Raw genomic sequence first — 14,332 nt, forward strand, 5'->3', positions numbered from 1 at the left:
TAGAACCTAAGATGGCGTCTTTGATAAATTACCTGGGGGTATAGCTCAGCTGGGAGAGCGCTTGCATGGCATGCAAGAGGTCAGCGGTTCGATCCCGCTTATCTCCACCAAATACCTTATATCAAACGCTGTTCTATAGTAGAATAGCACCTTCTTTTCTTAGGTCCCCATCGTCTAGAGGCCTAGGACACCTCCCTTTCACGGAGGGAACAGGGGTTCGACTCCCCTTGGGGACGCCAATTACCAAGCTAGCTCATCAATTCAGAGATAGCTTCAAACATGCTAGAATCACTTTTTTTAAATTTTCCCATAAAAACTTATGAGCTTAGATAACGTCCTTCCTGGTAAAGATGTTCCAACACATTTCAACGTCATTATTGAAATTCCCATGAATGCTGATCCAATCAAATATGAAGTAGATAAAGAGTCCGGTGCGATCTTTGTAGATCGATTTATGGGTACTGCAATGCACTATCCTACTAACTATGGCTACGTTCCCAAAACAATTGCAGGCGATGGTGATCCTGTGGATGTGCTTGTTGTTACACCATTACCTTTAATTCCAGGCATCGTTGTGAGTTGTCGCGCTGTTGGCATATTAGATATGGAAGATGAGCAGGGTCAGGACGCAAAAATTTTAGCAGTTCCTGAAGATAGAATTCTTTCAATCTATTCCCACTGGCAAAAACCTGAAGACATGAATCCTCTGCGCCTCAATCAAATTCAACACTTTTTTGAGCACTATAAGGATTTGGAAAAAGGTAAATGGGTTAAAGTTAAGGGATGGAAAGGTCCTCAGGATGCTCACAAAGAAATTCTCGAAGGCATAGAAAGATACAAAAAGAGTTAGTTATTAAAATCCATGGCGACCCACAATCTCAGACGGGTCTTCATCTTTAAGAAATACGTATTCGCCTGTGACATCAATTTCTACCCAGTCACATACCAAAGACAAAGTTTCGAAGTTTTCATCAATGACGCAGCAATCCAGCCACTTTTTTTCGCCATTAATTAAAATAGCTTGAAAGCCAATTTCTCTCCAAGCATTCACTAAATTTTCCATATCAATAGGATTCATAGCGCCATCACGAAAGAGGTATTCATCGTACCAAACTCTAGTGCCTAGCGAAGAAGCATGGTCAATCAAGCACTGATCCCATCCGCCAGGATATTTATCTTCTATGGTTGATCTTCGAACAATAAAATTAAAATGCTCTAATGCAATAGCCATTTAAAAATTTTCTTTCTCTTCTAAAAAACGCCACATGCCTGTAGGCAGATCACCAAGTAAAACATTTCCAATTCTCACCCTTTTTAATCCAGTCACATGAAGCCCAACAAGCTCGCACATTCTTCTAATTTGTCTATTTCGCCCCTCAGTTAAAACAAAGCGCAATTGATCGTCATTTTGCCATTCAACTTCAGCATGTTTTAGCTTGTAGCCATCGAGCGAAAGTCCATATCTTAATAACTCCAAACCTTGACTCACTAATTTTCCTTCAACTCGAACTAAGTATTCTTTTTCGATAGCGCTCTGCTCACCAATAATTGTTTTAGCAATTCTTCCATCCTGTGTAAGCACCAATAATCCGGAAGAATCAATATCAAGTCTTCCAGCTGGAGCTAACCCATCAGTATTAAATCTTGGATTTCGAGACGATTTCTGTTTAGAAACTTGAAAATTATCTTGGGTCACTAGACTGGCGGCAGGCGTAAAAGCTTTATCGTCATCAAGATGTGAAATATAACCCACGGGTTTATTTAAAATAACGGTAGCTTTGGAAGACTGCTGAATAGCTGCTTGCTTTTTTAATTCAACTTTTTGTGATCGGTAAGCGCGTGTACCTAATTCAGTGACAACCTTACCATCAAGCATGACAAGGCCTTGTTCGATATAAGTGTCAGCTTCTCTTCTCGAACAAAGGCCAAGCTCAGATAGTATTTTTGAAATACGAACAGCTTCTTCCATTTATATAAGCTTTATGATTATTTAAGTTTGTAAACCAGGATGTTGTCACCCTCTTTAAAACCAAAGATAGAATTTCCCCCTGCAGCAACAGCAACATATTGCGCTCCATCAATCTCATAACTAATAGGTGGTGCATTAACCCCCGCATCCACTTTATTTGTCCAAAGCAACTTTCCAGTTTTAGCATCGTAAGCATTAAAATTCCCATTACCCTCACCCATGAAAACAAGATTACCTTCAGTTGCTAATAAGCCCCCTGTTAAAGGTTGAGGTGTCTTAACTTGCCATTTAATTTTCTTAGTATTTAAATCAATAGCAGAAAGTAGCCCCCATCTCTCATCTTGTGTAGGTTCGGAAGAAGCATATCTAATAGCAGGTAAATCATCACGCGCAGGCTCATCAACTAATGTGTATTTAATAGGAGCATGAATAGCTGAAACAAATGCAATTTGATTTTTTTCATCTAAAGAAGTTGGGCCCCAATTAGCACCGCCTAAGATACCGGGATACAAAACAGTACCTTCTGTTGTGGCTTTTGCAAAAAGATTTTTTTGCGGTACAAAGGGTTCTGATTTTGCCAAGAGATCCCCCGTGATACGATTGTGTATATAGTACCAACCAGTTTTACTAGCCTGACCTACCGCAGGAATCGTTTTACCATCTTTTTTATATTCAAATAATACTGGAGGGCTTGCAACATCATATCCCCATACATCATGAGGAACCTGCTGATAAAACCATTTTAACTTACCTGTGGTTGCATCTAGCGCTACAAGGGAAACTGTATACAGATTGTCCCCAGGTCTTGAAATATCATTCATTTGCGGTGAAGGATTACCAGTACCAAAATATAAAGTATTTGCCTCTGCGTCAATAGCTGGGGTGCTCCACGCTGAACCTCCTCCATACTTCCAAGCTTCTTTATTATTTTTAAGGCTTTCTTTCTCATAAGGAATGTTACGGTTTAGAGAAATGTTCCCTTCAATTGTTTCTCTAAACTGCCCCTCCCATCCTTCTGATGGAATAGTATCGAACTGCCAAATACGTTTACCTGTTTGAATGTTATATGCTGCCAAAAATCCTGGGCGCCCAAATCGGCCATCCACCCCAATTACGGCACCCATTGGTGCATCTGGTCTTGGGGTATCGACATGCAATCCATATCCCACGCCTGTAATCCCCACGATCACTAAATCTTTATAAGTCACCGGAGCCATAGCTATACCTACGCCGGTTTGCCCATAAATATCCTTTTGACTTTTGCTATCGGACTGACTTAGCGAGTTGCTGCTTTCAAATTTATTATCATTATCAGCAACATCAATATCCCAGACTTTTTTACCTGTTTTAGCGTCTAAAGCAACAAGTCTTGCATCAACGGTACCTATAAAAATTTTATTGCTTGAATATGCCAACCCTCGGTTCGCAGGGCCACAACACATTCTCCAGCTATCTCTTTTTTTGTGGTTATAACGCCATAATTCTTTGCCTGTTTTAGCATCCAACGCGACTACATGGTTATGCGGAAGACTTATAAACATCACATTATTAATAACTAATGGGGATGCTTGAAATGTTGCTGCAACACCCGATTTAAATTTCCAGGCTAGTTCAAGATTTTTAACGTTGTCTTGATTGATTTGAGTTAAAGTCGAAAAACGTTGGTTGGTAAGATTTTTGCCATATGAAGGCCATTGTTCGTCTGAGCCAAATTTAAATGACGGGAGCTTGGGTAGGGAAATCTTATCCAAAGAAAGGGAGTCTAAGGAAATAGAATCCATAGATGCGCAGCTACTTATGATGATAAAAAGGAAGCTTAATGATGCCGCTCGGATAAATTTCAAGTTAATACCTTTCAAAACGATAGTATGAAAATGCTAGATTAAGAAAGCATTTTATAGATAATGCCTAATACTGATATCTTATCTCAAGCAATCTTTTTTTAATACCAGATATAGACTGACAACTTTATATGCAAAAAAAAATATTAATCATTGGAGCAGGCATTGCCGGTTGTTCATTGGCTTATTTTTTAGCTAACACTGGATGGGATGTGACATTGCTAGAGAGTCAAGAACACATAGCTCAGGGAGGATCAGGAAATCCAGCTGCAGCAATTTACCCTAAATTTACGCTTAACGATAAAACATACAATGATTTCATGATGAAGAGTTTTATTTTTACAACAAAATGGATAAATCAATTAGGTCTTAATAAAGATGATTATAGTTTTAATGGTGCGATTGAAATTTTAGAGGACGCATATGCTCATAAATTAGAAATTAACTTATTAGGGAAAATGTCAGGAAAAGAAAAATTTTTAAGCTTAATAGATGAGTCTATGCATAAAAAATATCTAATGAAGAAGGATTTGAGTGGTCTTTTCTTTCATCAAGGGGGTTGGGTAAATCCAATTGCTCTATGTAGCCATTTAACAAATCATTCGAATATTAAAGTAATCGCAAACCAGGAAATAGTATCAATTGAAAAATTAAATGATCAATGGACGCTTAAAACTAAACACCAAAAGAATTTCAATGCTTATCATGTTGCTATCTGCAATGCAGAACATCTGCATCAATTCGATTTAACACAACATCTCCATACAGATGCATTCCGAGGACAGATCAATTGGGTAAATTCAACTTCATTCCAAATGCCGTCAGTCGTGATTTGTGATGAGGGATACTTATCTCCCCTCATTAGAGATAAGCATATTTTTGGTGCAACTTACGCCATGAATGACTTTAATAAAGACCTAAGAATAAGCGATACAAAAAAGAATATAGCGTCTATTAAAGAAATACATCAAGGGTTTCATAAACATTGTCTAGCGCAAAAAATAATAGCTGGTAGAGTGGCTTGGCGAGCATCTACAAAAGATAGAAAACCGTATGTAGGTCGTATATTTAATAATCAAATATTTGAAAAAATGCGCATAAGAGAGCTAGCCCAAGCAGATCGTCTTCCATGGTTAGAAAATTTATATATTGCAAGTGGATTTGGTTCTAGAGGGTTTACATTTGCTCCCTACTGCAGCTCTGTGCTCGCAAATTTAATTAATGATAATTTATCACTAGAAGATAAAAAAACATTAAATTATACAAATCCAGAAAGATATCGACTTAAAAAAATGAGTTTAAAAAAAGTGGCGAGCCAAATTTTTAGGGTATAAATTTATATCATGTCGAAAATATTGATTCAAGAAGCAAAAAAATACGAAAGCGAAGGAAATATTTCTCAAGCTATTATTTCATTTAAGAAAGTCCTGCAATTAGAGCCTGAAAATTACATCATTCAATTGGAATTAGGAAATCTTTGTACTTCTAACAAACAATTTGAAGAGGCTGCCGGCTATTTTAGAAGATGTCTGTATCAGTTCAAAGATAATATAGAAATTAAAAATGCACTTTGTTTTTCTCTTACTTCATTCGGTAACGAATATTATTTAGAATCAAATTTTCAATTATCAGAAGCTTGCTTTGAAGAAGTTTTAGAATACGAAAAAAATAATTGGGTTTACTACTACAATCTTGCAAATACACAAGATAAGCTTAATAAAATTTCTAAAGCTTATGAGAATTATCAAAAAGCTATCCAACTAAATCCGAATGATGCTGATCTTTGGAATAACAATGGCAATTCAGAACGCAAACTGGGCTATTTGGATAAAGCATTAATATCCTACGAGAATGCCTTGAAGATCAGGCCTGCTCTTTTTCATGCACTAGCCCACCTTACTCATCAAAAACAACATATGTGTAACTGGCATGATATTGACAAATATTTCCAAAAAATATGTTCTGTTGTAAACACAAATGCAGAAGCACTAATTTCACCTTTTGCTTTCGTTGCAAATCCCCTATCGTCTTCTCAAGATCAGCTAATATGTGCAAACCAATGGACACAAAATCATTTTAAAGACCGACCTTTTAAAAAAGAAAAATGGAAACAAAAAAATAAAGTACGTATCGGATATTTATCTTCAGACTTTAAACTTCACCCGCTATATTTTTTAATTCGCGATGTTATCAGATATCACAATCGGGATATTTTTGATATTTATGCATATGATGCAAGCCCACATGAAAATACCAATGAGCGAAATACACTTATTAGCTTATTTGATTTTTATAGGGATATCTCAAGCCTCAATGATGAAAAGGCTATAAGCCTTATTAATAACGATGAAATTGATATTTTTATTGATTTAACAGGCTATACCAATAATAGTCGTGCATTTATTGCACCGCAACTTAAAAATACAACGACTATAAATTGGCTAGGCTATCCAGGCTCGATGGGATTAACCCAAGAAAAACCACTTTATGATTTTATCCTGGCTGATGACTTCATTATTCCTGAAAATGATGAAAAATATTATGCAGAATCTATTTTAAGACTACCCTTTGCCTATCAGCCGAATATAGAAAATCGTTACCAATTGAATCATAAAAATCGCCAAGATTACGGCATACCCTCAGATGCATTCGTATATTGTGCATTTAATCAATCATTCAAAATTACTGAATTCATATTCAAAGCCTGGCTTACTCTTTTAGAAAAATATCCGAAAAGCATTCTTTGGCTGACAGAATCTAATAGCTGGGCAACAAATAATTTAAAAAACTACGCAGAGAGGCACGGGATTAACTCTGAGAGAATTATTTTTGCCAAACGGGTTCCCAATGAAGAGCATATTGCTCGTCACGCCTTGGCAGATATTTATTTAGATACCTTACCTTATAACGCACATACCTCAGCAAGTGATGCATTAGCTATGAATATACCTATCGTCACACTTAAGGGCAAAACATTCCCTTCGAGAGTGGCGGGAAGTTTGCTTCATAGCTTAAATTTAGATGACCTTATTACGGAAGACATTGAAAGTTATATTAAATGCGCTTCTAAGCTGACTGAAGATTCAACATATAGACAAGATATTACTCGCAGACTAACAGAGGCCAAATCAACTTCGCCGAACTTCAAGCCGCAGTTATTTGTAAAAACTTTGGAGAATATCTATCAAAAACTCATTTAATTTTTCGAAGCAAGAATAACACCAGCGATAATTAAAATTCCACCTAGCCACTCTTGAAGCGCAATAATTTCTCCTACAAGAAAATAAGATGAAATTGCAGCGACCACAATTTCAAATAGAAAAAAACTAGAAGCCTCTACTGCTTTAATTTGTGTAACGCCAAATTGTACAAGTAATGTTGAAAAAAAAAGGCTTAATGCAATCACCATCATAATCATGGCATCCACCGGTGTAAAAAAATCCAATGTTGGCATAGTGTTTCTATCAAACATAATACATATAGTAGCTACTAAGATTACACCAAGCCATATTGCGAGTGCTTTTTGGTCGATCGTCATATGTTCATGCTTCCGTGTCATAACATTTGTTATGGCAAAGCCTATACCTGAGCTAAGAGCTAACCAATCACTTTTTGAATCTAAATGAATCAGATAGCCAGGCTCCCAAAGCATAATGAAAGCACCAATAAGAGAGATAAAAATAGCAATGTAGTGCCGTTTTTGTGTATCTTCATTCAACATAAAATGCGCTAAAAAAATAGTCCAAACAGGAGATAGATAAAATAAAAGCATGACACGCACTACCTCTCCGTCAATAACAGCAAGCACATAACTAATATTTGTATAACCTGCGACGAGAGAGAGAAGCCAAAAATCTCTTGACCATATAGGAATCTTTTTCTTAGCAATAAAAAAATAAGGCAGCGCTATTGCAAGTGTCAAAGTAAAAACATAAAGACTGGAATAAATACCTGAAACCCCTACTTTTGCCATCAAGCGATAGGGATACCAAATAATTCCCCAGACAAGAGCACCAAAAAGTAGGGCAAAAATTGGAGGGTAAAGTTTTGTGTTCATGAGAGTCTTGCCCTAACGAAAGCTATCGCTTCATTACATATGTTGTCATTGGAAGCATCAAATAAATTAAGATTTTCCATACTCCTCATCCAAGTCATTTGTCTTTTGGCTAGCTGGCGAGTTGCAAAGATAATCTTATCGATACATTCTTTTTCCTCAATGCCCCCATTAAAGTACTCAAGAGTTTGACGATATCCCACTGATCTCATGGATGGCATATGACTCTGAAGTGTAGGATATTTTTGAAGTAAAGATCTCACCTCTTCAAATAAGCCGGCCTCTATCATTTCATGAACTCTAAACTCAATTCGCTGATGAAGAATTTTTCTATTGCTTGGCATGAGTCCTAATTTACAAACTGAAAACGGGAATACATCTTTATTTTTTGATTGATGATAAGAAGATAGAGGTTTTCCTGATGAGTAAAAAACTTCTAAAGCACGACTGATGCGCTGGGCATCATTAGGATTTAACTTTGCTGCCGTTTCTTTATCAACGGATTTAAGCTTTTCATAAAGCTTAGGCCAGCCGACTTGGCGCGCTTCTTCTTCTATAACTTTTCTAAACTGATCATCAGTCGCTGGCATTTGATTAATTCCTTTTTCAAGGGCATTAAAATACATCATAGTGCCTCCAACAAGGAGCGGAATACGCTTTCGCAATAAAATTTCATCAATACGCTGTAGAGCATCTTGTGTAAATTGCGCTACGGAATACGATTCATTTGGCTTCATGATATTAATAAGGTGATGAGGTGCCTTTTCTAGAATGTCTTGATTTGGTTTAGCTACACCAATATCCATGTCTTGATATATTTGGGCTGAATCAACGCTAATAATTTCGAAAGGAAAGGTTTTAACAAGCTCAACAGCAAGACTTGTTTTGCCTGAAGCTGTAGGACCCATCAAAAAAAATATAGCTGGCTTGTCTATAGCCATAGTTTAAAAATTCTTAGCGATATTAGGATTGGAAGCCAAATATTTTTTTATCCCAATTAAAATATTTTTAGCTAGAAGTTCTTGATGCTCTTCATTATTTAAAATCTGCTCTTCCTTTGGGTTGCTTATAAAAGCTGTTTCCACAAGGATAGATGGAATATCAGGCGATTTAAGAACTGCAAATCCGGCCTGTTCTACATTTGACTTATGTAGATCATTAATGTCGCCCAATTGCTCCAGCACAAAATTTCCAAGTTTTACACTGTCGTTGATCGTTGCTGACTGAGATAAATCGAGCAATGTCTTAGCAAGCATCGGATCTTTATCATCCAAACTTACGCCACCAATTAAATCAGACTCATTTTCTTTATTCGCTAAATATTTAGCGGAAGCTGATGTAGCTCCTCTTTCTGACAATGCAAATACAGAAGAACCTTTAGCCTCTGGATTTGTAAAAGCATCTGCATGAATAGAAACAAAGAGGTCTGCTTTTAATTTTCTTGCCTTAACAACACGTCCATGAAGAGGTACAAAATAATCATCATCCCTTGTAAGCACAGCTCTTAATTGCTCATCATCATCAATAATTTTTTTAAGTTTCCTTGCAATAGATAAGGTAATATTTTTTTCTAAGCTGCCGGCTGCCCCTCTAGCTCCAGAATCTTCACCACCATGTCCAGCATCCAAGGCAATCACGATTTTTTTGTTTAAATTTTTATTTACTTGAGGTGGTAACAGGGCCTCTTGAGATGTTTTTTCTTTTTTAATTTCTGGAGCTGTTAAAACAATCTCTTTTTTTGAAGGCGTGAGATCTTTTTTTTCTTTATCTTGAACGAACGCCATTAATTCATCAACTCTTGGATACACATCTATGACCAAACGATGTTTGTATCCACCTGCAGGCTTTAGAGAAAAAATATTAATTTTAGACTCTGTTCTTAATTCAATCACGACTCGAGATACCTGATTATTAAACTTCGCAACACGAATTTGTTTAATATTAGGATCGCTTGATAATATTTTAGTGCTTAAATTTTTTAAATCGTCATTAAGGTCAATATCATGAAGATCAATGACCAGACGATCTGGATTTTTTAAGATCATTTGATCATTGCTAATAGCTTTGATGGACTCAAGAGTTACACGGGTATACTCTCTTGCGGGCCATACACGTGCCGATTCAATCGAATTTTTTGCCCAAATGTAATTGGGAAGTATCCCCAACGTGAGTATAAAAATAATTTTTAGATAATAGTTTTTAAGCATTCACTTCCTATAGCGGTGCAGCCAATCAGATGAAGATGACGGCCAAATGATTCATGACTTAGCTCAATCGAAATATCAGGCTCCGGAAGAAAATGCCCCGCTTTTTCTGGCCACTCGATTAAACAAATAGACTTTTCATTAAAGTATTCTCTAAATCCAGAATCATCCCACTCATGCTCGCCTTTGAAGCGATAAAGATCAAAGTGATAAATCATAAATTTTTCAAAGTGATAAGGCTCGACTAATGTATAGGTTGGGCTTTTCACTTTATCCTGATAACCAAGCCCGCGAAGGAGACCTCTCACAAATGTCGTTTTTCCTACACCTAATTCGCCTTTTAAATATAAATTCATACCGGGATGTAAATGGTTCGCCATGCTTTCTGCGAAACGAAGTGTTTCACTTTCATCTTTTAAGTCATAATTAGAATCAAACATCATAGACACTACTTATATAAAAAATAATTAAAACATGGCAGACATTTGGGATCAATTAGCATTGCAAATTAAAGACTGGGGCCGAGAAATTGGTTTTAATCAAATTGGCATTGCTGATATAGACCTCAATCATACAAAAGATCATTATCTAGAATGGATTAAACAAGGGTTCCATGGTGAGATGCATTATATGGTAAAACATGGTTCTCGGCGATATCAGCCAGATGAGTTGGTGCCAAATACCATCCGAATTATTACGGCCAGACTCAATTATCTCCCCCACTCTCACAATTCAGAAGCTATTTTAGAGGATGGTCAAAAAGCTTTCATTTCTCGATATGCTTTAGGCCGTGATTACCATAAAGTGATGCGTACTAAATTAAAAAAACTTTCAGAAAAAATTCAAAAAGAAGCACATAAAACATTAGATCGATCATTTGAATTTAGATTGTTTACAGATAGCGCTCCTGTCATGGAGGTTGAGCTTGCTGAGAAATCTGGACTTGGTTGGAGAGGAAAACATACCTTACTCATCAATAAAGAGCATGGCTCCTGGTTTTTCCTAGGTGAGATTTATATCAATTTACCCCTGCCCGTTGATAAAAAAGTAGAAAATCATTGTGGCACATGCACAAGTTGTATCGATGTATGTCCCACCAAAGCTATCGTAGGGCCCTATATGCTTGACGCAAGAAAGTGCATTTCATACCTCACTATTGAACATAAATCCTCTATACCTTTGGAATTTAGAAAACAAATTGGCAATCGTGTTTATGGTTGTGATGATTGCCAATTGTTTTGTCCTTGGAATAAATTTGGCCAAATAACTAAAGAGGAAGATTTTAAAGTAAGGCACGGTTTAGATGATATTGAGCTTGTGGAATGCTTCTTATGGACTGAAGCAGAGTTCATCAAATACATGGAAGGTAGCGCAATCCTTCGTATTGGTTATGACCAGTGGTTAAGAAATATTGCGATAGGACTTGGCAACGCTAAAACATCTGAAACTATCGTGAATGCTCTTAAAGGAAGGTTAAATGAAGCCTCTCCGCTTGTGAAAGAACATATATCCTGGGCACTTGCGCAACATAATTTTCATATGAATTAAGTATGTCTTTGCTATAATGAGCGGCTATATTGAAATTTTCATCATTAAATCCTTGAGTTGAACGTTATACATGTCGCAAATTAATCAGTCGCCTATCTGGCAAGCGCTAAATCAACATAAAAAAGATATCGAACCCATTTCACTCCGCGAGATGTTCAAATCAGACGCTACTCGGTTTGATCAATTTCATATTCAGTTTAATGATTTACTTCTAGATTATTCAAAACATCTGATTTCAAAAGAGACGATCAACCTCTTAGTTAAGCTTGCAAAAGAAGCTGATATAGAAGGTTGGCGAGATCGTATGTTTAAAGGCGAAAAAATAAACTCCACTGAACATCGTGCAGTGCTTCATACAGCACTTCGTAATCAAAATGAAACACCTATTATGTCCGATGGCGAAGACGTCATGCCTAAAGTTAAAAATGTACTCAAAAAAATGAGACGTTTTAGCGAAGATGTAAGATCAGGTCAATGGAAAGGCTTCACTGGTAAAGCAATTACGAGTGTTATTAATATCGGCATAGGCGGTTCTGATTTAGGTCCTGCTATGGTATGCCAAGCCTTGAAACCTTACGGCTCAAAAACTATTACACCCTATTTCGTTTCTAACGTAGATGGTGCTGACCTTTCCCAGGCATTAGAAAAATGTGATCCAGAAACAACACTTTTTATTATTGCCTCTAAAACATTTACAACGCAAGAAACAATGACCAATGCATATTCAGCAAGGGATTGGCTTCTCAAGGCTGCAAAAGATAACCAACATATTAAAAAGCACTTTGTTGCATTATCTACAAATCAACATGTTGTATCGCAATTCGGTATCGACACAGAAAATATGTTTGAGTTTTGGGATTGGGTAGGCGGTCGTTACTCTCTTTGGTCTGCGATCGGGCTTTCTATCGCGCTATATATTGGTATGGATAGCTTTGAAGAGTTACTTAAGGGTGGATTTGAAATGGACGAGCATTTTAAAACAGCGCCCATACAACAGAACATTCCAATGATGATGGGATTGCTAGGTATTTGGAATATTAATTTCTTCAACTTTTCAACCCATGCAATCTTAGCTTACGATCAAGGATTGTCAAAACTCGCACCTTATCTTCAACAAGCAGATATGGAAAGTAATGGTAAATTTATCAATCGCGATGGCGAGCACATCGACTTTCATACAGGCCCTGTGCTCTGGGGTGAGGTCGGCACCAATGGCCAGCATGCTTTCTATCAACTCCTGCATCAAGGTACTGAAATCGCTCCTGCTGATTTCATCATGCCTATAGAATCCCATTATAAGATAGGTAAAGACGGTGATGAGCATCACAAAATCTTGCTTTCAAACTTTATTGCGCAAACACAATCCCTCATGCTAGGGAAAACATATGATGAAGCGCGAACTGAGATTGAAAAACAAGGCTTCGAAGGGGAGGATATTGAAAGCTTTATCCCCCAAAAAACATTTGAAGGTAATCGGCCCACTTCATCCATACTTTTTCAAAAACTAACCCCAAAGACTTTGGGTCAACTTATTGCGATGTATGAACACAAGATCTTCACCCAGGGCATCATATGGAATATCAATTCATTTGATCAATGGGGTGTGGAATATGGCAAGCAAATTGCAAAACAAGTTTTACCTAAACTGTCTGAAAAAACACCTACACATGACTTTGACAGCTCTACAAATGGATTAATTAATTACATTAAAAAATATCTATAACCTGTTGATATTATTTAATAATTAATTTTTGATTTAATATAGCTGTTCGTAAAGATTCATTCATAGAAGAGCCTAAGCTTGCACCAAATTTACGTGCAAAACGATCAGCAAAACCTTCGTAAGTCGTGAAATCAACTACCTCTTCAACTTTAATAATTTCACGCGCAACATAATCGTAATTACCAAAACTATCAACTAACCCTAATTTAATTGCAGCCTCACCATTCCAAAAAAGACCACTAAATGTGTCTGGGGAGTCTTTGAGTCTATTACCACGGCCATCTTTTACCACTTGGATAAATTGTTGGTGAACCTGATTTAGCATTTCTTGAACAAAAGCTTGTTGCTTTGAATTAACTGGAGAGAAAGGGTCAAGCATGGCTTTGTTTGAGCCTGCTGTCATAAGTCGTCGTTCAACCCCTACTTTCTTCATGGTATCTGTAAAACCAAAGCCATCCATAAGGACACCAATAGAACCTACGATACTCGCTTTATCCACAAAAATTTCGTCGGCAGCCACAGCAATATAATAACCACCTGAAGCACAGATATCTTCTACTACAGCATAAACAGGAATATGGGGATGTAATTTTTTTTGTCGTTTAATTTCATCATTAATCATTCCTGCTTGCACAGGACTTCCGCCTGGGCTATTAATTTTTAAAATAATGCCTTTTGTGCCGCGACTGTCATAAGCCCTTTGTATGCTCTCGAAAAAGTCTTTTGCATTAACCTCATCCTTTTCACCTATCACGCCATTTATTTCAATCAATGCAGCGTGGTTGCTAGAGCCGCCTTTGGTATGCGTAGCGCCAAATGCAAAAAACAAAAGCACAAAAAGATATAAAAATGTAATGGATTTGAAAAAAATACCCCAGCGCCTTGCAATTTTTTGCTCACCTAAAGCTGAAAGCGCAATTTTTTCTAAAGCCTCTCTTTCCCAATGCGTATTTGTTTTGCTTGTCGTTTTTTTTCTCACTGCCATTTGCTATG

At 36.9% G+C, this 14,332-nt stretch carries 13 protein-coding genes and 2 tRNA genes; 7 read left to right on the top strand and 8 right to left on the bottom strand.

Translation table 11 applies throughout. From position 1 onward, the window contains the following. Positions 1-34 precede the first annotated feature (34 nt). The 3 genes from FIT79_RS03670 (at position 35) to ppa (ending at position 850) form a co-directional block, all read left to right on the top strand. Positions 35-110 (top strand) — tRNA-Ala (locus FIT79_RS03670). A 53-nt stretch (positions 111-163) separates the two neighbouring features. Continuing rightward, positions 164-239, top strand: a tRNA-Glu gene (locus tag FIT79_RS03675). Positions 240-319: 80 nt separating this feature from the next. Then, positions 320-850: an inorganic diphosphatase gene (ppa, locus tag FIT79_RS03680; RefSeq protein ID WP_139875656.1), complete on the top strand. Its 531-nt coding sequence runs from the start codon at positions 320-322 to the stop codon at positions 848-850. A gap of 3 nt (positions 851-853) precedes the next feature. Here ppa and FIT79_RS03685 read toward each other — a convergent pair whose 3' ends face one another. The 3 genes from FIT79_RS03685 to FIT79_RS03695 are packed head-to-tail and all read right to left on the bottom strand — an operon-like array spanning position 854 to position 3,750. Then, entirely contained in the window at positions 854-1,231 is a 378-nt protein-coding gene (locus FIT79_RS03685) for a hypothetical protein (protein WP_139875657.1), read from the bottom strand. Further along, the gene (locus FIT79_RS03690) at positions 1,232-1,969 is read right to left on the bottom strand and encodes a pseudouridine synthase (protein WP_139875658.1); all 738 of its coding nucleotides are present in this window, start codon (positions 1,967-1,969) and stop codon (positions 1,232-1,234) included. It lies immediately after the preceding gene. A 17-nt stretch (positions 1,970-1,986) separates the two neighbouring features. Then, on the bottom strand, positions 1,987-3,750 hold the full coding sequence (locus FIT79_RS03695; protein WP_139875659.1) for a pyrroloquinoline quinone-dependent dehydrogenase: 1,764 nt from the start codon (positions 3,748-3,750) through the stop codon (positions 1,987-1,989). Positions 3,751-3,941: 191 nt separating this feature from the next. Here FIT79_RS03695 and mnmC1 point away from each other — a divergent pair, with 191 nt between their 5' ends. Both mnmC1 and FIT79_RS03705 read left to right on the top strand, forming a co-directional pair. Then, entirely contained in the window at positions 3,942-5,144 is a 1,203-nt protein-coding gene (gene mnmC1 / locus FIT79_RS03700; RefSeq protein ID WP_139875660.1) for an FAD-dependent 5-carboxymethylaminomethyl-2-thiouridine(34) oxidoreductase MnmC1, read from the top strand. Between the two features lie 9 nt (positions 5,145-5,153). Next, entirely contained in the window at positions 5,154-7,010 is a 1,857-nt protein-coding gene (locus FIT79_RS03705; RefSeq protein WP_139875661.1) for an O-linked N-acetylglucosamine transferase, SPINDLY family protein, read from the top strand. On the opposite strand, the gene FIT79_RS03710 is transcribed toward FIT79_RS03705, so the two are convergent. Genes FIT79_RS03710 through tsaE form a run of 4 tightly spaced genes read right to left on the bottom strand, consistent with a single transcriptional unit; the run spans position 7,007 to position 10,511 of the window. Next, positions 7,007-7,867, bottom strand: coding sequence for a DMT family transporter (locus FIT79_RS03710; protein ID WP_139875662.1), 861 nt, complete (start codon positions 7,865-7,867; stop codon positions 7,007-7,009). The two genes, FIT79_RS03705 and FIT79_RS03710, sit on opposite strands and share 4 nt — an antisense overlap. Beyond that, positions 7,864-8,805 (bottom strand): tRNA (adenosine(37)-N6)-dimethylallyltransferase MiaA, encoded by a 942-nt coding sequence (gene miaA / locus FIT79_RS03715; RefSeq protein WP_139875663.1) that lies wholly within the window; start codon positions 8,803-8,805, stop codon positions 7,864-7,866. The genes FIT79_RS03710 and miaA overlap by 4 nt, the downstream gene beginning before the upstream one ends. Before the next feature lie 3 nt (positions 8,806-8,808). Further along, positions 8,809-10,071, bottom strand: coding sequence for an N-acetylmuramoyl-L-alanine amidase (locus tag FIT79_RS03720; protein WP_139875664.1), 1,263 nt, complete (start codon positions 10,069-10,071; stop codon positions 8,809-8,811). After that, positions 10,050-10,511 carry a tRNA (adenosine(37)-N6)-threonylcarbamoyltransferase complex ATPase subunit type 1 TsaE gene (gene tsaE, locus FIT79_RS03725; RefSeq protein WP_139867754.1) on the bottom strand — a complete coding sequence of 154 codons (462 nt, stop codon included), beginning with the start codon at positions 10,509-10,511 and terminating at the stop codon, positions 10,050-10,052. The genes FIT79_RS03720 and tsaE overlap by 22 nt, the downstream gene beginning before the upstream one ends. Positions 10,512-10,542: 31 nt before the next feature. Here tsaE and queG point away from each other — a divergent pair, with 31 nt between their 5' ends. Next, on the top strand, positions 10,543-11,616 hold the full coding sequence (gene queG / locus FIT79_RS03730) for a tRNA epoxyqueuosine(34) reductase QueG (protein WP_139875665.1): 1,074 nt from the start codon (positions 10,543-10,545) through the stop codon (positions 11,614-11,616). Positions 11,617-11,686: 70 nt separating this feature from the next. After that, positions 11,687-13,339, top strand: a complete 1,653-nt coding sequence (gene pgi / locus FIT79_RS03735) for a glucose-6-phosphate isomerase (RefSeq protein ID WP_139870364.1) — start codon at positions 11,687-11,689, stop codon at positions 13,337-13,339. Between the two features lie 10 nt (positions 13,340-13,349). On the opposite strand, the gene sppA is transcribed toward pgi, so the two are convergent. After that, positions 13,350-14,324, bottom strand: a complete 975-nt coding sequence (gene sppA / locus FIT79_RS03740) for a signal peptide peptidase SppA (RefSeq protein ID WP_139875666.1) — start codon at positions 14,322-14,324, stop codon at positions 13,350-13,352. Positions 14,325-14,332 lie beyond the last annotated feature (8 nt).

The sequence above is a fragment of the Candidatus Methylopumilus universalis genome, from assembly GCF_006365315.1.
Classification (GTDB): domain Bacteria; phylum Pseudomonadota; class Gammaproteobacteria; order Burkholderiales; family Methylophilaceae; genus Methylopumilus; species Methylopumilus universalis.

Coding starts and splice junctions, on each gene's coding strand:
- FIT79_RS03720 (WP_139875664.1), bottom strand. CDS start 10,071: ATGCTTAAAAACTATTATCTAAAAATTATTTTTATACTCACGTTGGGG.
- FIT79_RS03710 (WP_139875662.1), bottom strand. CDS start 7,867: ATGAACACAAAACTTTACCCTCCAATTTTTGCCCTACTTTTTGGTGCT.
- FIT79_RS03695 (WP_139875659.1), bottom strand. CDS start 3,750: ATGGATTCTATTTCCTTAGACTCCCTTTCTTTGGATAAGATTTCCCTA.
- FIT79_RS03685 (WP_139875657.1), bottom strand. CDS start 1,231: ATGGCTATTGCATTAGAGCATTTTAATTTTATTGTTCGAAGATCAACC.
- pgi (WP_139870364.1), top strand. CDS start 11,687: ATGTCGCAAATTAATCAGTCGCCTATCTGGCAAGCGCTAAATCAACAT.
- sppA (WP_139875666.1), bottom strand. CDS start 14,324: ATGGCAGTGAGAAAAAAAACGACAAGCAAAACAAATACGCATTGGGAA.
- FIT79_RS03705 (WP_139875661.1), top strand. CDS start 5,154: ATGTCGAAAATATTGATTCAAGAAGCAAAAAAATACGAAAGCGAAGGA.
- tsaE (WP_139867754.1), bottom strand. CDS start 10,511: ATGATGTTTGATTCTAATTATGACTTAAAAGATGAAAGTGAAACACTT.
- queG (WP_139875665.1), top strand. CDS start 10,543: ATGGCAGACATTTGGGATCAATTAGCATTGCAAATTAAAGACTGGGGC.
- ppa (WP_139875656.1), top strand. CDS start 320: ATGAGCTTAGATAACGTCCTTCCTGGTAAAGATGTTCCAACACATTTC.
- mnmC1 (WP_139875660.1), top strand. CDS start 3,942: ATGCAAAAAAAAATATTAATCATTGGAGCAGGCATTGCCGGTTGTTCA.
- FIT79_RS03690 (WP_139875658.1), bottom strand. CDS start 1,969: ATGGAAGAAGCTGTTCGTATTTCAAAAATACTATCTGAGCTTGGCCTT.
- miaA (WP_139875663.1), bottom strand. CDS start 8,805: ATGGCTATAGACAAGCCAGCTATATTTTTTTTGATGGGTCCTACAGCT.